The organism is Akkermansia muciniphila ATCC BAA-835, assembly GCF_000020225.1.
Classification (GTDB): domain Bacteria; phylum Verrucomicrobiota; class Verrucomicrobiia; order Verrucomicrobiales; family Akkermansiaceae; genus Akkermansia; species Akkermansia muciniphila.
The window spans coordinates 233,027-250,508 of record NC_010655.1; the positions used below are offsets into that span (position 1 = coordinate 233,027).

A 17,482-nucleotide genomic window follows, 5' to 3' on the forward strand; every position below is an offset into this window, starting at 1 on the left:
TTTACACCAGCTTTCTTTTACTTTTATTATACGCAACATTATCTTTTCCCATGAACGTCCCTGCAACCTTGAAACATTCCTTCCTGCTCTGCCTTTTCGCGGCAGCCGTCCCCCTCCGGGCCATTCCGGCCCCCATGCAGGTCACCGCCTCCACCCCCGCCCGGGTATGGACGGAAGGATACGGCACGGGCAACGGAAGGCTGGGCATCCTCTCTTTCGGCGTTTTTCCGAAGGAAACCGTCGTCCTCAATGAAGGAAGCATTTTCGCAAAAAAAAATTTCCAAATGAGGGAAGGCGCCGCGGAAGCTCTGGACAAGGCGCGCGAACTTTGCAAGGAAGGAAAATACCGCAGTGCAGACCAGCTATTCCGTAAGAATATCCTTCCCCCCGGCAACATTGCGGGGGATTACCAGCAGGGGGGGCGTCTTCAGGTGGAATTCCAGGGGCTTCCTTCACCTTCCTCCTATCAGCGTACACTGGATATGCGACGGGGCAAGGCAACCACCCGCGCCCAATTCGGCACGGGGGAATTGACCACAGAAATCCTGGCGGCCCCGTCCAGCGACTGCGCCGCCTACCACATTGCCTGCACGATGCCGTCCGGATGCCGCGTTTCCCTGAATCTGGAACACCCGGATCCGTCCGCCCGAATTGTTGCGCAGCCGAATGGCTGGGTGCTGGAAGGACAGGGAAGCAACGGAGGCACCCGGTTTGAAAACACGGTGGTCATCCTGGCGCCCGGAGCCTCCGTTACCCGCAAAGGCTCAACAATTATTCTTGATTCCGCCCGGGAAGTGATGGTGCTTTCATCCATTTCCACAGATTACAATATCCGGAAGCCGGAAGCTCCCCTGACGCATTCCCTGGCGGCTAAAAACGCGAGAATCCTGGCAAAAGCGCAAAAGGCGGGATGGAAAAAACTGGCGGCGGAAACGGAAGATTATTTTTCCCGGCTCATGACGCGCTGTCAGGTGGATCTGGGGGATTCCCCGGCCGGGGTTTCCGCCATGACCACCGCCCAAAGGCTGGAGCGGGTCAAACAGGGAAAGAAGGATCCGGATCTTCTGGAACAGCTTTTCCAGTTCGGCCGCTTCTGCACGATTGCCCACACCAGGCCGGGGCAGCTTCCCTGCGGTTTGCAGGGATTATGGAATCCGGAGCTGAGGGCGGCGTGGATGGGCTGCTATTTCCTGAATATCAACAGCCAGATGAACCAGTGGCCCTCCCATGTCACCGGGCTGGGAGAATTCCAGAGCTCCTATCTTGATTTTGTCCGCAGCCTGCGCCCCCACGGAGAGGAGTTTGCGCGCTTCATCAAACGGGACGGCTTCTGCTTCGGCCACTATACGGATTGCTGGAAGCGCACCTATTTTTCAGGCAACAATCCGGAATGGGGGGCCAGCCTCATGAACGGGGCATGGGCATGCGCCCACCTGGTGGACAGTTACCGCTTTACCGGAGACCGGGAAGACCTTAAAAAATCGCTGCCCATTCTGGAATCCAACGCGCGTTTCATCATGTCCTGGTTTGAAGACGACGGCGAGGGCCGTTACCTCTCCGGCCCGGGGGTGTCTCCGGAGACCGGATTTTACGCGCCGGACGGCACAGGCCCCAACGTGCTTTCCTATGTTTCCAACGGCACGTCCCATGACCAGCTTCTGGGCAGGGAGGCTCTCCGCAATTATATCTACGCCTGCGGAGAGCTGGGCATAAGGACTCCCACCCTGCTTAAAGCCGTCCAATTTCTCAGGAAAATCCCCCAGCCTGCCATCGGTCCCGACGGAAGGGTGCAGGAATGGAGGCAGCCTTTTGAAGAAATGCAGAAGGGCCACCGGCACATCAGCCACCTTTACGGCCTGTTCCCCGGCACGGAATGGGATGTTCTCAATACTCCGGAATATGCGGAGGCCGTACGCAAGTCAGCCGATTTCCGGCGCAAGTACGCGGATATGGGAAACAACGGCATCAGGACGGGATGGAGCACGGCGTGGCTCATCAATCTTTATGCCGCCCTTGGCGACGGGAACGCCGCAGAGGACAGGATGTACACCATGCTGAGGCACTACATCAACTCCAACCTTTTTGACCTCCATCCCCCGTTCCAGATAGAAGGGAATTTCGGCTTTTCCTCCGGCGTGGCCGAATGCCTGATCCAGAGCCGGATCATGCAGGACGGGTTCCAGGTTATCCTGCTGGCTCCGGCCCTGGCAGACGACTGGAAGAAGGGGTCTGCCACGGGATTGCGCACGCGGGGAGGGCTTAAGGTGGACTTGTCCTGGCAAGACGGCCGGGTGCAGGCCACGGCTACCGCTGCGCGTCCGGGCAAATTCCGGTTCATGCATCAGGGCCGGAAAAAGGATTTGTCCATGAATAAGGGAGAAACGGTGCGTCTTGATTTTCCTCCGCTTTCCCATTAGGACTCCCCTTTCTGCGTTACCTCTTCAATTTCCGCTATGCATTTCTTTTCCATGACTTTCAGGCTCGGTCTGCTCATAGTGGTGGTCTGCATCGCCCTCAGCTCCTGTTCCAAGCTTTTTTCTCCCCGCGGAAGCGGAGAAATACCGGACACGGACCAAACGGAAACGCTCCTGAAAGCGCATGTATTCCACCTGGCGGATACCATCGGTGAACGGAACGTCTACCACCCCGGCTCCATGGAGCGTTCCGCCCGCTACATTGAACAAAAACTGGAGGGAATGGGTTATGCCGTCACGCGCCAGGCTGTTCATATCCCGCCCTCCGGAGAATTCGGCGCCGTAAAGGACTGGACGGCATATAATCTCATCGCCATCAAGAAAGGAACCTCCCCCCAGCCCAAAATGCTCATCGTCGGCGCGCATTACGATACCAAAGTGGGCATGGACAACTGGCACGACCACGGTCCTGCCCGGCCTTCCCGCACCGGAACTCCGGGAGCCAATGACAACGCTTCCGGCGTAGCCGCCCTGCTGGAAACGGCACGTGCCCTTGCAGCAACTTCCACCCTCCACGATGTTTGTCTGGTGGCCTACGCCAATGAAGAGCCTCCTTTTTACCAGACGCCCGCCATGGGCAGCGCAGTACATGCCAAATCCGTCTCCCATCATTCGGGCAGGGAAAAAATCATTGGCATGATTGCCCTGGAAACGCTGGGCTGCTATTCCCCCCGGGTGAATAAAAAACGCCAATCCGCCGTGGTTGCCGGATTGGCCGGCCTGCCGGACCGCTGCGACTATGTTGCTTTCCTCTCCACCAACACGGGCCGCAAACTGGCACGCTCCTGCGCGGAGGAATTTTCCGCCTTGAGCCGCTTTCCGGTGCGTTCCGCCGTGTTCCCGTATTACACCCGCGGCGTTTCCTGGTCTGACGACTGGGGATACATGAAGGAAGGCATCCCCTCCTTTGCCGCCACGGATACGGCCTTCCTCCGCTGCGACGATTACCATGAAACCAGCGATACGGCTGAAAAGCTGGACTATCCCCAGTTTGCAGAAGTGGTGCAGGGCCTTTCCAAACTCGTCATTTCACTGGCCAACAAACCATGAATAAGAAACAGATATTACTCTCCGCTCTTTTTCTGACATTCGCCTGTGCTTCAGCCGGGGCCGCTCCGCCTGAGCCGTCCGCGCTGGGCGCCTTCTGCCCTCCCTCAGAGGGAAAAGCCTTTCACTCCGGATGGATTTCCCTTGGGCTCAAAGCGGCGGACCTGAAAGAAAAACAAGCCTCCGCCGGACACATTACGGACGTAGGGGAAGCGCAAATCCAGCTTCACTTTCCCGCCGGATGGAGTCCGCAGGACAGGCGCACGGCCCTGTGTATTTTTCCGGGAGGGGGGTATGCCATCCAGGCCATTGAAAAGGAAGGGAGCCGCATTGCCGGCTGGGCGGCGGAACACGGCATGGTGGGGGTTGTCGTGAAATACCGCGTTTCAGGAACCGGCAATGCCCTGGGGAAGTTTCCCGGTCCCCTGCTGGACGCCCGCCAGGCTCTGAGGACCGTGCGGAAAAACGCCTCTTCCCTGGGAATTGCCCCTCTTCGCATCGGCGTCATGGGCTTTTCCGCTGGCGGCCATCTGGCGGCCATGGCCTCTACGCTGTGGAACCGCACCCTGCCGGAAGAAGCGGAAAATCCGCTGAAAAACATTTCCGCCCGTCCGGATTTTTCCATGTTTATTTATCCCGTCATTACCATGGCGCCCCATACTACCCACGGGGGAACGCGCAACAAAATATTGGGGGCCCATCCATCCCCTGCCCTGGAGGAGATGTGTTCCGCGGAGAGACAGGTGACGGAGCAGGCGCCGCCAGTGTTCCTCGTCCACGCTCTGGATGACGGCGTTTCCTGCGCCAACAGCAGGCTGATGGAACAGGCTTGCCGGGAAAAGGGGGTTCCCGCCAGTCTGAACTTCTATCCCACGGGAGGCCACGGGTATGGCATGGAAAAACGCGGACATCCCACGGATCAATGGCCTGAAGCCGCCGAACAATGGCTCAGGGAACAGGGATTCCTTTCTTCCCCGTCTTCTGCCCGCGGGGGTGCGCCCTCCGGAGCGGGCACTTCCTCCGGAACACGGCGGGAATGAATGTGCTAGGACCGGCGTGTGCCGCACCGCAGGGTTGACCGGAACCGGGCCCGGTGGTACTTTTTCCGGGCATGAGTGCGCCCGAAAAGAATTACAAAGACACCATCCTGTTGCCGGAGACCGGTTTCCCCATGAGAGGGGATCTGACGAAAAACGAACCCGTACGCCTGAAAAAGTGGGAAGACACCGGGCTGTACGAACGAATTTTGTCCCGCAGGATGGCACAGGGCGCACCCCGGTTCCTCCTTCATGACGGCCCCCCCTTCGCCAACGGGGACGTGCACATGGGTACGGCCCTGAACAAAATTCTCAAGGACCTGGTCCTGAAATCAAAAACCATGGCCGGTTATGCCGCCCCCTATATTCCGGGCTGGGACTGCCACGGCCTCCCCATCGAATTCAAGGTGGTTCAGAAGGCCCGTGACCTGGATGCGGCGGAAATCCGCCGACGCTGTGCGGAATTCGCCAAAGGCTTCATTGACATTCAGCGCACTTCCTTCCGCCGCCTGGGCGTGTTCGGCGACTGGGAGAATCCCTACCTGACCATGAAGCCGGCGTATGAGGCCAACATCCTGCGCGTGTTCGCCAAACTGGTGGAAGACGGAGCGGTGTACCAGAGCCGCAAACCCGTCCAGTGGTCCTATGGGGCCTATACGGCGCTGGCGGAAGCGGAAATCGACTACAAGGAAAAGGTCAGTTCCTCCGTTTTCGTGCGCTTCCCGCTTCTGGACAATCCCCTGGGCCTGAAAGCATCCATGGTCATCTGGACCACTACTCCGTGGACGCTGCCCGCCAACGTAGGTCTCGCACTCCATCCGCGTTTCACCTACGTGGCAGGCAGGTTCATGAAAAACGGCCAGACGGAAAACCTCATCATCGTCAAGGATCTGCTGGATGCCTTCGCTCAGAAAACGGGCTGGGCTCTTGCGGAAACCATCCGTGAATTCAAGGGAGCCGAACTGGAAAACTGCGAGGCCCGCCATCCCTTCCTTTCCCGCACGTCAACAATCATCCTGGCGGACTTTGTCACCACGGACACCGGAACCGGCATCGTTCACATCGCGCCCGGCCATGGCGCAGACGACTATAACGTGGGGCGCCAATACGGGTTGCCTGTCCTCTCCCCTGTGGACGATGACGGCAAATACACGGAGGAAGTGGGCGTGCCCTCCCTGGTGGGCAAACATGTCTTTGACGCCAACAAGGACATCATTTCCATGCTGGAACAGGGCAACAACCTCTTCGGCGTGGAGGAATACCGCCACCAGTACCCGCACTGCTGGCGTTCCAAGACGCCTATTATCTTCCGGGCCGTGGAACAGTTCTTCATCTCCATGGACAAGCTCCGCCCGCAGGCCCTGGAAGAAATAGACAAGGTGCAGTGGCTGCCCGCCTGGGGCCGCAACCGCATTTACGGCACAGTGGAAGCCAGGCCGGACTGGTGCATCTCCCGCCAGCGCACCTGGGGCGTGCCGCTGCCCGTCTTCTTTGATGAAAACGGCAAAGCCGTTCTGGATGCCGCCCTGGTTCGCAAAATCGCGGATATGGTGGAGAAACACGGTTCCAACATCTGGTTCGAACTCTCCGATGAAGACCTGTGCGAACGCCTCGGCCTGCCGAAGACCTGGAAGAAGGGCAAAGATACGCTGGACGTCTGGATTGATTCCGGCAGTTCCCATATGGCCGTCATGGACAGCCGCCCCGGGCTGGATGCTCCTGCGGACCTGTACCTGGAAGCTACGGACCAGCACCGCGGCTGGTTCCAGAGTTCCCTGATGCTTTCCGTCGCCTGGCGCGGCAAGGCCCCGTACAAGGCCGTGATGACCCACGGCTTCGTCGTGGACAAGGACACCGGGAAAAAAACCTCCAAATCCGACGCCAAGAGCGGCAAACCCATTGACGCGGCCTATTACTACGACAAATACGGCGCAGACATCGTGCGCCTGTGGGCCGCCTCCGTGGACTGGCAAAATGAAGTCCCCTTCGGGGAAGATCTCTTCAAACAGGTGACGGAACCCTACCGCCGCCTCCGCAATACCCTGCGCATCCTGCTGGGCAATATCAGCGGATTTGACTTCGCCGCGCAGGCGGTCGCCCCGGAACACATGCCCATCCTGGACCGCTGGATTCTGGAACGCCTGAACGCCGTCATCAGGGAAACGCTGAAGGCCTATGAAGCTTATGACTTCCGCAAAGCGTTCAGTGCCATCAACCAGTTCTGCACCAGCGACCTGTCCGCTCTGTACGTGGACACCACCAAGGACCGCCTGTACTGCGACGCTTCCTCCTCCGTGCGCCGCCGCGCCACACAAACGGCCATGACCATTATCTTCAAGGCTCTGTGCCGCCTGCTGGCACCCATCCTGGCCTTCACGGCGGATGAAGCCTGGGAATACGCGGGATATGAAGGCAGCGTGCATGAGCAGGACTTTCCCGCCCCCATGCCGGAATACGATACCCAGGAGGCGTCCTCCGTCATTTCCCGTCTCCAGGAAATCAGGTCCGTCATCCAGGTAGCCATTGAAGAACAAGTGAAAGCCAAGGTATTTTCCAAAAATAATGAGGCCTCCATTACCCTGACCGTTCCCGTGAATGAGAGCGAAGACGTAGTGGCGCTGCTGGAAGACCGGGCGTTTGCCACGGAATTTTTCATCATTGCGGACCTTGACGTGAAAACCGGTCCGGAACTGGCGGCCTCCGCTGCAAAAACGGAACATGCTATGTGCCCGCGCTGCCGCCGGTATGAACCGGCGGCGGAAGGCGGAGACGTATGCGAACGCTGCGCGGAAGTTCTTTCCTGAACCGCATCCACTCCATTTCCCGACCTTTATATGGACCCCCAGACGGAAAAAGAACCCGCCCCCCATAAAAAGACGCCTCCCGGCTGGCTCTGGTGGAGCTTGCTGGGCGCAGGGCTGTATGTGCTGGACCAGGCCAGCAAGCTGTGGATTATCCGCCGCTTCCCGCTGAACTACCTGAACGAAAAGCACCATAAGTACGCCTACCTGCCGGACTTTCCGGGCTTCTCTCACATCAATGCGGACGGCACGCTGGACTTCGCCACGAACGGGCGCATGCCGGAAGCGGAACTGGCGAGGCTCCCGGATCTGAATCCAAACACGGTGGACGCCCTGAACAAACTGAGGGAACTGGAACCCATCTCCTTTCTGGACGGAACCATGAACATTACCCGCGTGCACAACACGGGCGTTGCCTTCGGGCTGGGGAACGGCACCGTCTGGTCCAGCTATCTTTTCCTGGCAGTTCCCGTGCTCGCCATCGTAGTCCTGGTCGTGCTTTACCGGAAAAACCTCTTCCACACGGCATGGCTCAAGCTGGCCTATGTCCTGCTGCTGGCGGGCGTAGCCGGCAACCTGACGGACCGACTGATTCAGGGGTTCCTGATTCCGTATGAGCAACAGCACGGTTTCTTCACCAAGCTGATGAACGGTTACGTGGTGGACTTCATTGACGTCACCATCCCCCTCTTCAACTACCGCTGGCCCGCCTTCAATGTGGCGGACTCCTGCATCTTCGTAGCGGCAATTATTTTCTTCGTCGCCAGCATTTTCTCCGCCAAGAATAAAGAAGAAAAAACATCCTGAAACGCCCATGACCACCCGGCTCGTTATTCTGTCAGGACTGCTTTTGTGCGGAAGCCTCGCCTCCGGCAAAAATGAATTGTCCTTCAAGGAAACGGTGGTTCCGGTAAAGGTGGCTCCGGACCAGGACAGCATCACGGCATCCTTCCCCTTCACCAACACTTCCGGCACCCCGGTCACCATCAGTAAAATCCACGTTTCCTGCGACTGCACCACCGCCGGAGCGAAGGATAACAAGCTGACGTATGCCCCGGGGGAATCCGGCGTCATCAGCGCCGTAATGAAAACCGGCAATTTTTCCGGCACCGTGGACAAGGACATGACGGTGCACGCCAACGGCTCCGCCTACAAGCTGGTAATACGCGCGCAGATCCCGGACATCATCCGGATGGAACCCCGCAAGCTGGAATGGGCCAGAGGAGAGGCCGCCGTGCCCAAAACCATAAAAATCACCATCTCCAAAGAATTGCCCGTCAACCTGACCACGGTGGATTTGACGGGAGACGCCTTTGACTACGAGCCTGTAACCGTGAAAAAAGGCAGGGAATATAAAATCATCGTCACTCCCAAATCCACGGCCAGGCCGGCCTTCAACACCATCTGGGTGCGCACGGATTCCGCCGTGCCGCGCTACAAGCGCCAAATGGGGTTCCTGGCCATCAAGGAAAACTGACATCCGCCCTTCTTTCCATGAGAGACGCCTTTTCCACCGCTCTGAAACTCCTGCTGGCCGTATTTCTGCTGGCCGTAGGCGTCGCCGCGCTGGATCTGCGCGTCATCCAGCCGTTCCGCACGCCGCCCTGCAACCCGGAAACTCTGGAGGAAGGGCACGTGTGCCTCTCCCAGGTATTAAAGGAATGGCCGGGAAAAATCCTCTGGATAGATGCCAGAAAGCAGGACGACTTTGAACGCCATACCGTCACCCAGGCTCCCGTTTACCCCATCCGCCCGGCGGATGCCAATTACCAGGAACTCCTGGCAAATGCCATGGAAGCCCTGATGACGGCAGAGGACAAGGGATTCTGCATCGTCATCTTTTGCAGCAGGGACTGTACCTCCAGCGCGGCCGTGGCCAATGAACTGAAAAAGCCGGAATACGGCATCCGCGCGCCCATTTTCATTCTGGAAGGAGGCTGGGATGAATTGCGCAAAGAACCCTCACTAGTACCATAGCCATGCTTGACACAGCAACCATTCGCCCGCAGTTCCCCATTCTGGAAACCAGCGTGCACGGCAAGCCTCTCATTTACCTGGATAATGCGGCCACTACGCAAAAACCCCTGGCCGTGCTGGACGCCATCCGTCACTACTACGATACGGAGAACGCCAATGTGCACCGCGGCTCCCACTACCTGAGCCAGCTCGCGACGGAAGCGCATGAAGAATCGCGGGAAACGGTGGCGCGGTTCATCAACGCGCCGGAAACGGCGGAAGTCCTGTTCACCTCCGGCTGTACGATGGGCATCAACCTGGCGGCGGATACCATCGCCGGGTCCGGCATGGTCAAACCGGGAGACGAAGTCATCGTAACCGCTTCCGAACACCATTCCAATATCGTTCCCTGGCAAATGCTGTGCGAACGCACGGGCGCCGTCCTGAAAGCGGTTCCCCTGACGCCGGGCCAGACCCTGGACATGGAAGCTTACCGGAACATGCTTTCCCCACGCACCCGCATCGTAGCTGTGGGACACGTTTCCAATACGCTGGGAACGGTTAATCCCGTGAGGGAAATGGCCGCGCTCGCCAAGGAGAACAGGCAGGAAACCATCGTGCTGATTGACGGAGCCCAGGCTGTTTCCCATATGAATGTGGACGTTCAGGAACTGGGCTGCGACCTGTATGCCTTTTCCGGCCACAAGCTGTACGCACCCACCGGCATCGGCGCGCTGTGGGGAAAAAGGGAGCTGCTGGAAAAACTGCCGCCGTGGATGGGCGGCGGGGAAATGATCAAGGAAGTCACCTTTGAAAAAACCGTTTACAACGACATCCCGTTCAAATATGAAGCGGGAACGCCCAACATTGGCGGGGCAGTGGGTCTGGCGGCCGCCATCCGCTACGTCTCCGGGCTGGGTCTGGACAACATTGCCGCCCATGAACAGAAACTGACGGATATGGCGGTGGAAGGCCTGAAGGCCATGCCGCGCCTGACCGTACTGGCCCCGGACGTGCCGCACAGCGCCGTGGTCTCCGTCCTGGCGGAGGGCGTCCACCACTATGACCTGGGTACGCTGCTGGACCAGATGGGAATTGCCGTAAGAACCGGGCACCATTGCTGCCAGCCGCTCATGTGCGCCCTGGGCACCACCGGGACTACCCGCGCCTCCTTTGCCCTGTACAATACGGAAGAGGAAGTGCAGACCTTCCTCAAATCCATGAACCGGGCGCTGGACATGCTCTCCTGAATCCCCCTCCCTTCCCTGCTTATTGACACCGCGCATCATGAAAACGGTTTCCATCCTTCTCTTAGGACTGGCCATAGGCCTTTCCGGCTGTTCCCTGCACCAGAGGCAGGAAATGGAGTACGCCCATTACCAGGATGACGCCGCGGCTATCCGGGAGGCCCATGCCGCATGGCTCATTCTTTCCTCTCCCAACCGCAGCCGGGAATGGCCGGAAGCCCGGAAAAAATACAATGCGTGCATTCGGGAGCTGGCCGCCCACCTGAAGGAAGCCAAACGCAAAGGCGGCATGGATGAGGAGAAGCGCCTGAACCTTCCCTTCGTCATTGAAAAATCTCCCTATGCCAAGGACAGCAATCCGTGGTTCTATGAGGCCATTTTCATGTCCGATGAAGTGGACCCCACCTTCCGCCTGCGCGAAAGCGTGACGGTGGAGGGAATGGGCATACCGCTGGCGGGGCTGGCGCCCCGGGGTGGTTCCCGCCCCCATGCCAACGTGCTTAAGGACAACGGCAACGTGCACACGCTGACGGCCATTCTGGACTTTGACCGCATGGTGGACGGGAAACCTACCCTCCGCACCATTCCGCGCCTGATGAATGAGCACATCTTCATTGGCAAAAACAAGGTGCGGCAGCCTCTGGCGGCCAATTTTTCCGTCCCCATCGCTCTCTTCTGGAAGCTTTCCGACGCAGACGGGACGGAACTGCTGGGGGCATTCCGCCCCAAAAAGGCCATCAATACGATGGGGCTTTATTTTTCCGAACCCTATGACCCCCGGAAAATACCCGTGGTTTTCACCCACGGCCTGATGTCCGGCCCCGCCACCTTCGCTAACCTGACCAACCGTCTCCTGGTGGATCCGGTCATCCGGGAAAACTACCAATTCTGGTTCTTCGGCTATCCGTCCGGGCTGGCCTGGACCATTCCGGCCAACAGGCAGCGGCAGGCCCTGAAGGAGCTCATGCAGGAATACAATCCCCGCGGGACATCCAGGGAAATGAACAACATCGTCATGGTGGGGCACTCCATGGGCGGCCTCATCACCCGCTTCAATAACTCCACCAAACCCTGGACGCTGATGAAGGGACTCTTTGAACTTCCTCCGGAAACCTTCGCAGGCATGACGATGGGAAACTGGAAAAACGGACTGGCGCCCCTGAACTGTGACGAACATACGCTTGAACAGCTCCAGAACAATTTCATCTTCTCCCCGTCCAGCAGCGTCACGCGCATCGTGTACATGGCCACCCCGCACCGCGGTTCCACTTTCGCGGACAACTGGATAGGAAGGCTGGGACAGCACCTGATCGACCTCCCCTCGGACATGCTGGAAGAAGTCACCCGCATCGCCACTCTCAGCCGCGGCATGTTCCTCCTTAACCCCCTGCAACTGAAGGACGAGCTGACCAGCATCCGCCAGCTTTCCCCAAATTCATCCCTGGTCAAATACATGTCGGAGCTGCGCGGCTCCCCAAATGTTCCCGTTCATTCCATCATTGGAGACAGGGGAAGGAACGACACGCCCAATTCCTCCGACGGAGTGGTCAAGTACCACTCATCCCACCTGGACTGGAGCGCCAGTGAAAAAATCGTTCCGTCCGGGCACAGCGTGCAGGATGACCCGGCCTCCGCCGTGGAACTGCGGCGCATCCTCCGGGAACACCTGGTCAAGGTCAAAGGCCGTAAAACGCTCGAAGAAGCGGACGCGAAAGCCGCCACTCCCGTATGGCAGGCCAATCCCTCGCCGCCTATCATCCTGAAAAGGCCCTGATGCAGGGGGCTGATTCTCCTTGTCCATGCAAGGCCTCCTTCCCTTCCCCCTTCTGTTGTTCCTGCTGATAGCGGCAGCCATCTTCCAGTCAAACGGCCACGCCTCGGCGGTCCAGTTTCCGGGTTCCTGTATGTCCCGGCTTTAACGGTTGGAGCGCCCTCGTTCATCCGCCCTCCCTGCCGCTTCCGGGAAAAACAGGAACCGGACAGGATTTACCTTGCCGCGGGCATCTGCGGCAACATGCCGCCGCGGTTGAAACAACTGAAATTTTCCCTGCTCATCACGGCCTGTTCCTGGCTGCCCTGATTTGACTGGCCGGTTACGGAAAAGGGCGCGCTCCATCCGGGCATGATTGGCGTCCGTTCAGCATCAGGGCGTCCCGCCATCAAAATATGCCCGCTTATAGAGTTGCTTCCGTAGGGGAATTTAAGGTAGAGTGGGAATCAATACTATTCCACCTCTCTTTTCCATGTCTGCTGACGATTCCTTTCCCATGGACCAGATTTCCTCTCTCTTTCCCCAATTGGAAAATATCCAGCTTGTCGGAGCCAAAGGCCCCCAGCAAATTTTCACAGCTACCCTGAAATCAAACTTTGCTCCCGTCATGCTGCGGGTGGTTCCCACGGAAGAAGCCGGCATCTTCGGCTGGGATCCTGAATTCATCGTCCGCTCCCTCACCATCGTGGAACAATCCCACCAGGGGCTCCTGCGCGTTTATGAAGTAGGACAGGCGGGGCCGTTTACTTTCATCATCTCCGAACACTCCCCCTATCCGCGTCTGGCGGATATGAATACCCTTCCCCAAATATCTCCCCAGGCGGCGCTCAACCTGGTGCGCAACATGGCGGAAGGACTGCTGACGCTGCACCGGAAAAACATTTTTCACGGGGGCATCACGCCCAAGCTGATTTGCCTGCGCGAAGACGGCGGAGACGCCCTACTGCTGCCCATCAACATTTATCCCGCCCAACCTCCGGTGGACATGGGGGACTTCGCCTCTCCGGAGTGGGTCACCGGAGCGGAAACCACGTTCACGCCGGGCATGGATATTTACGCACTGGGGCTGGCGCTTTACATTCTGCTTACCCGCAAAACGCCGATGGAAGCGGGCTTTGCCATGCCCTCCTCGCTAATCAAATGCAGCGATGCCGTGGATTCGGCAGTCTCCCGCGCCATCAATCCGGATACCCGGGAACGCTACCGGGACCTGGGGGATTTCATCACGGATCTGGATAAAGCCATTGCCAATCCTGCGGGAAGAAATGCGGCCTCCATCCCTCCGCCGCCATCTTCCCCGGCCATTCCGGCCCTGAACATGCAAAAAGGGCAGTCCAACATCTATTACTATCTCATTCCGGCCCTGATCGTGGGCATTGTGCTGACCTATACCTGCATCCTGTATAAGAAGGATGTCGTTAGAATGCGCAATGATTATAATGAACAGGTGCAAAAGGAAAATAACGCGAAAGCGGAAGCGGCAAGACAAGCGAACAGGGACGCGCGCCGCCACGCTCCGGCCACCGCGCAAAACGCCGCTGCGGCCATTCCTTCACCTGTTCCGGCCACGCGTCCGGCGCAGGCGCCGGCAGTTCCCAAAGTTTCCGCGGAACCCGGCAAAGTCAATTGGAGCCTTCAACCCGGCGTCAAAGTTCGCCAGAGTTCCAACCGCAACATGCTGGGAGCTTACGGTCCGGAAAAGGCCGTTGACGGCAATACCAGCTCCAGGATTTCCGACGTTTCAATCAGCGCCACAGGCGTGGTTGAAGGGAAAACCGCCTGGTTCGGAATTGACTTCGGCAGGGAGACCAACCGCACCATAGAAAAGGTGGTCATTTACACGCCGGCCAACCTGACGCTGCTGGGCACCATGGAAAAATTCAAGGTAATCCTCTACGGCAATGACAAAAACGTGCTGGCGGAAAAAACCTTCAGCACCACCCCTTCGGAAAAATCCACCAACGTCACTTCCTGGAAACTGGACGCTCCGGTCAAGGCGCGCGCCCTGCGCGTGGAATCCGCAAATCCCTCCCAGCCGCTGGCGTTGACGGAAGTGGAAGCGTACGGACCGGAAGATGTGGAGGACACACCGGCTCCCGCACCTGCGGAAAAATAATTATCCACGCAGCCCTGCTCCCGCTTACCCCCCTCCGGGGGCCATGCTGAAAACTACCGTTTCCTTTCCCCTTCCCGGAAAAGCAGGACGGGACAGGGCCTGATGGAATGTCACGCGCTAAGTTCCGGGATTGGCTTCGCGTATGAAATTTTCCGGTTTCTGCTCCATTCTCCGGGAGCCATACAGGCCCGGACGGAGGAAAATCCGAAAAACGTATTTGCTCCGGACCGGAAACAGCCGCCCTTCTCCACCTTCCCCACCCCGGAAAAACGCTCTCATCCCCATATGGCTCCCGGGGAAATATCCTGAAGCGGCTGTCGTCCCTGTGGACCCCTTTCCCATTCAGGAAAAACAATACTCCGGAAATAAAAAACCCGGCGCCGCCTCACGGCGGGCCGGGCCAGCAAAATAGCAATTCTTCCGATTACCGGTTGGCAGACTTCACAATCATGGCATCCTTGCCGATGCGGCCGCGCAGATAGTGAAGTTTGGCGCGGCGGACTTTGCCGCGGTTCACGACTTCAATCTTGGCAATGCGGGGAGTATGCAGGGGGAATACGCGTTCCACGCCTTCACCGTAGGAAATTTTGCGGACGGTGAAAGCTTCATTGATGCCGGAACCGCGCTTGGCGATCACAATGCCCTGGAAAATCTGGATACGTTCCTTGCCGCCTTCAATAACACGAGTGTGAACCTTGATGGTATCACCTACGTTAAATGGGGTCACATCCGCCTTGAGTTGCTCTTGCTCGATTTTGTTGATAATGTTCATCTTGTGTTATCTATTGCTGGTGAATATCAGTAAAAGGAAAACTTACGGGACGCAGAATATGAGCCATAATCCCCTAAAAGGCAATCCAAATTTGCCGTACGTCCTTAATTTATTTTTTCGGCGGGGCCGGCGGCGGAGCCACCCTGGCAAGCCATTCCTCCAGCGCAGGAAGAAAAGCGGAGGAAGACATAAGGCCCCGGATGCCGTCCGCCCGCTGCAGAAAGGCCTTGTTGCCGCCCCGGGCCCGTTCCGCCATCAGGATTTCCAGCAGCAGGCGCGCGCGGGTGCGGGCGTCAGCCGCGCCGTCCAGGGCGGAGGAAAGGAGCTCTCCGGCGCGGGCCGGTTCCTTCCGGTACAGGCATTCCAGCGCCAGAGCTTCATAAAGGCAGGAAAAAGGGGCCTTCCGGGCGGACTCCATCAAACGCGCGGAACGGTCCTTCCAGCGGTCTCCGAACTGCACGGAGGAAGCCCACCACCCCTGGAAATAACGGTCTTCTTCCGTCGGCTCCACGTCCATATCCTTCATGCGGGCGTATGGACGGTACAGGGGGTCTCCGAACACCACCCCCTGCCAGGACAGCACAGGCATGCTCATCCAGGAAGCCTCCGCCACGGTATAGCCGTCCAGGAGGCGGTCCACAAAAATATCAAAGCGGTGGCAGGCGCCCAGGAACGGCTCATACACATTTCCCACCGTCACAGCAGCCCCCTTCTCCAGCAGGGCGGAACTCCACCCCCTGCCGGGGACCTTGAAATCGGCGGCGCTGAAGGAATGCAGATGCATGGCTATCGCCCCGGGCCGGAAGCGGAACGAAGGATCCGAAAACGGTCCGTTCGCATTCCCCGCATACCACCCGCAGTAAAGAGCCGTATCCCGGCTCAAGGGGAATTTTTCCGGCAGGGTCTGGGGCCAGTCATCCAGATAAGCGGGAATGCCCGCCTCCCTCACGCGCTCGAACACGTCGTCCAGCCACCGGTCCCCCTGGGCATAGGGACCGCCCCGGTCCACAACGGCCCACCCCCATAAACCTTTTTTCTCCACGTTCGCCGGTTCCGCCACCAGCCGCATGCAGGTATCGGGCGTCAGTCCGTCCAGGCGGCATACCAGAAACGAAGGAAGGCCGGAACCCACAAAATCCTCCCTTTTATTAAAATAGGGATTCACCTGCCAGGACTTCCTTTCATAACCGCCCACCGCCAGCAGAGCCAGTTCGGAATCCACCGCAGCGCGATCCGTCTGCATCTGGTTGACGCCTTTCCCGGGAAGGGGAGCGGGCGTTTCATGCCGTATCTTCATCGGCAGGTCCGCCATCAGCACCAGCACAAAAATCTTCCGGTTCATCAAGGGGGAGGACGCAATGCCGGAAGGCACCCACCACCGTTGTTTCCGCGCCGCCTCCAGCAGCGGGACGCGGATCGTATCCTCATATTCCTTCCGCGAAATCTCGCTGGTCATGGGGCAATCCAGGGAAACGAGATTCCCTTCTGGAACGCCGCGCACCCGCGCATACTCCCTGGCCATGCGGCGGCTCAGCTCGGATTTTCCGTTATAAACCACGGCCACATGAGCGGGCAGCAGCTCATAGGCACACGCGGCGGAAAACCACGACGCCAGCAGAAATAACACGGCTAATCCACTCTTGAACATGCCCCTACCATACCTCATCTTCCGGGGCAATCAAGCAGGTGAAAGGGACGGCCACGAATTCGCCATTTTTCCGCTTTTCGCTTCACATCCTAAAAAAATACGCTTTAATAACTCTTGATGTATTGCAGGCCTCCCCCCTGCATTCCCTATAACCATCACACGCATATGATTCAGCAAATTGACCATATCGGCATCGCCGTCAAGAGCCTTGACGCCACCGTCCCCTATTACCGCGATGCGCTCGGGCTCGGAGAGCCCCACATTGAGGAAGTTCCCACTCAAAAGGTCCGCGTCGCCATGTTTGACGTTGCCGGAGTCCACATCGAACTGCTCGAACCCACCTCTCCGGAAAGCGCTATCGCCAAGGCTATTGAGAAAAAAGGGGAAGGCATCCACCACATCGCTTTCAAGACCAATGACATCGCCGGAAATATCTCCCAGGCCAAGGAAGCAGGCCTTACCGTGCTGAACGACCCGCCCGTCCCCGGCGCTCACAACACGCAGGTCACCTTCCTGCATCCCAAGTGCACCTTCGGCGTCCTGACCGAATTCTGCCAGCACCCCGGCAGCTGCGAATGCGGCAAGTAACATTCTCCCTATTCACCATACCACT

At 58.4% G+C, this 17,482-nt stretch carries 13 protein-coding genes; 11 read left to right on the forward strand and 2 right to left on the reverse strand.

Translation table 11 applies throughout. The annotated features are described in order from the left end of the window. Positions 1 to 50: 50 nt before the first annotated feature. From AMUC_RS01065 to AMUC_RS01110, 10 genes are all read left to right on the forward strand, one after another. Positions 51 to 2,417: a glycosyl hydrolase family 95 catalytic domain-containing protein gene (locus AMUC_RS01065; protein WP_012419245.1), complete on the forward strand. Its 2,367-nt coding sequence runs from the start codon at positions 51 to 53 to the stop codon at positions 2,415 to 2,417. A gap of 51 nt (positions 2,418 to 2,468) precedes the next feature. Then, positions 2,469 to 3,524 (forward strand): M28 family peptidase, encoded by a 1,056-nt coding sequence (locus AMUC_RS01070; protein ID WP_157738210.1) that lies wholly within the window; start codon positions 2,469 to 2,471, stop codon positions 3,522 to 3,524. After that, entirely contained in the window at positions 3,521 to 4,561 is a 1,041-nt protein-coding gene (locus tag AMUC_RS01075; RefSeq protein ID WP_012419247.1) for an alpha/beta hydrolase, read from the forward strand. Before AMUC_RS01070 ends, AMUC_RS01075 begins: the two co-directional genes overlap by 4 nt. 71 nt (positions 4,562 to 4,632) lie before the next feature. Beyond that, a complete protein-coding gene (gene ileS, locus AMUC_RS01080; protein ID WP_012419248.1) occupies positions 4,633 to 7,362 on the forward strand; it encodes an isoleucine--tRNA ligase in 2,730 nt (909 codons plus the stop codon). 30 nt (positions 7,363 to 7,392) lie between these two features. Next, on the forward strand, positions 7,393 to 8,166 hold the full coding sequence (locus AMUC_RS11705) for a signal peptidase II (RefSeq protein ID WP_012419249.1): 774 nt from the start codon (positions 7,393 to 7,395) through the stop codon (positions 8,164 to 8,166). A gap of 7 nt (positions 8,167 to 8,173) precedes the next feature. Continuing rightward, a complete protein-coding gene (locus AMUC_RS11710) occupies positions 8,174 to 8,836 on the forward strand; it encodes a DUF1573 domain-containing protein (protein ID WP_012419250.1) in 663 nt (220 codons plus the stop codon). A 17-nt stretch (positions 8,837 to 8,853) separates the two neighbouring features. Then, positions 8,854 to 9,336 carry a rhodanese-like domain-containing protein gene (locus AMUC_RS01095; RefSeq protein ID WP_012419251.1) on the forward strand — a complete coding sequence of 161 codons (483 nt, stop codon included), beginning with the start codon at positions 8,854 to 8,856 and terminating at the stop codon, positions 9,334 to 9,336. A 2-nt stretch (positions 9,337 to 9,338) separates the two neighbouring features. Continuing rightward, entirely contained in the window at positions 9,339 to 10,565 is a 1,227-nt protein-coding gene (locus tag AMUC_RS01100) for an aminotransferase class V-fold PLP-dependent enzyme (protein WP_012419252.1), read from the forward strand. Positions 10,566 to 10,602: 37 nt separating this feature from the next. After that, a complete protein-coding gene (locus AMUC_RS11715; protein WP_012419253.1) occupies positions 10,603 to 12,336 on the forward strand; it encodes an esterase/lipase family protein in 1,734 nt (577 codons plus the stop codon). Between the two features lie 469 nt (positions 12,337 to 12,805). Next, positions 12,806 to 14,449: a discoidin domain-containing protein gene (locus AMUC_RS01110; protein WP_012419255.1), complete on the forward strand. Its 1,644-nt coding sequence runs from the start codon at positions 12,806 to 12,808 to the stop codon at positions 14,447 to 14,449. Between the two features lie 424 nt (positions 14,450 to 14,873). Here AMUC_RS01110 and rplS read toward each other — a convergent pair whose 3' ends face one another. Together rplS and AMUC_RS01125 are read right to left on the reverse strand one after the other, a co-directional pair. Beyond that, the gene (gene rplS / locus AMUC_RS01120; RefSeq protein ID WP_012419257.1) at positions 14,874 to 15,221 is read right to left on the reverse strand and encodes a 50S ribosomal protein L19; all 348 of its coding nucleotides are present in this window, start codon (positions 15,219 to 15,221) and stop codon (positions 14,874 to 14,876) included. 109 nt (positions 15,222 to 15,330) lie between these two features. Then, positions 15,331 to 16,848 carry a TIGR03790 family protein gene (locus tag AMUC_RS01125; protein ID WP_167525132.1) on the reverse strand — a complete coding sequence of 506 codons (1,518 nt, stop codon included), beginning with the start codon at positions 16,846 to 16,848 and terminating at the stop codon, positions 15,331 to 15,333. 186 nt (positions 16,849 to 17,034) lie between these two features. Between AMUC_RS01125 and mce the strand changes: the two genes are divergently transcribed. Next, complete coding sequence (gene mce, locus AMUC_RS01130; protein ID WP_012419259.1) at positions 17,035 to 17,457, forward strand: methylmalonyl-CoA epimerase; 423 nt, start codon at positions 17,035 to 17,037, stop codon at positions 17,455 to 17,457. Positions 17,458 to 17,482 lie beyond the last annotated feature (25 nt).

Excerpts from the sequence above, each read along its gene's own strand:
- AMUC_RS01095 (WP_012419251.1), top strand. The coding sequence starts at position 8,854 with ATGAGAGACGCCTTTTCCACCGCTCTGAAACTCCTGCTGGCCGTATTT.
- AMUC_RS01065 (WP_012419245.1), top strand. The coding sequence starts at position 51 with ATGAACGTCCCTGCAACCTTGAAACATTCCTTCCTGCTCTGCCTTTTC.
- AMUC_RS01075 (WP_012419247.1), top strand. The coding sequence starts at position 3,521 with ATGAATAAGAAACAGATATTACTCTCCGCTCTTTTTCTGACATTCGCC.
- rplS (WP_012419257.1), bottom strand. The coding sequence starts at position 15,221 with ATGAACATTATCAACAAAATCGAGCAAGAGCAACTCAAGGCGGATGTG.
- AMUC_RS11715 (WP_012419253.1), top strand. The coding sequence starts at position 10,603 with ATGAAAACGGTTTCCATCCTTCTCTTAGGACTGGCCATAGGCCTTTCC.
- AMUC_RS01100 (WP_012419252.1), top strand. The coding sequence starts at position 9,339 with ATGCTTGACACAGCAACCATTCGCCCGCAGTTCCCCATTCTGGAAACC.
- AMUC_RS11705 (WP_012419249.1), top strand. The coding sequence starts at position 7,393 with ATGGACCCCCAGACGGAAAAAGAACCCGCCCCCCATAAAAAGACGCCT.
- AMUC_RS01070 (WP_157738210.1), top strand. The coding sequence starts at position 2,469 with ATGACTTTCAGGCTCGGTCTGCTCATAGTGGTGGTCTGCATCGCCCTC.
- AMUC_RS01110 (WP_012419255.1), top strand. The coding sequence starts at position 12,806 with ATGTCTGCTGACGATTCCTTTCCCATGGACCAGATTTCCTCTCTCTTT.
- AMUC_RS11710 (WP_012419250.1), top strand. The coding sequence starts at position 8,174 with ATGACCACCCGGCTCGTTATTCTGTCAGGACTGCTTTTGTGCGGAAGC.
- ileS (WP_012419248.1), top strand. The coding sequence starts at position 4,633 with ATGAGTGCGCCCGAAAAGAATTACAAAGACACCATCCTGTTGCCGGAG.
- mce (WP_012419259.1), top strand. The coding sequence starts at position 17,035 with ATGATTCAGCAAATTGACCATATCGGCATCGCCGTCAAGAGCCTTGAC.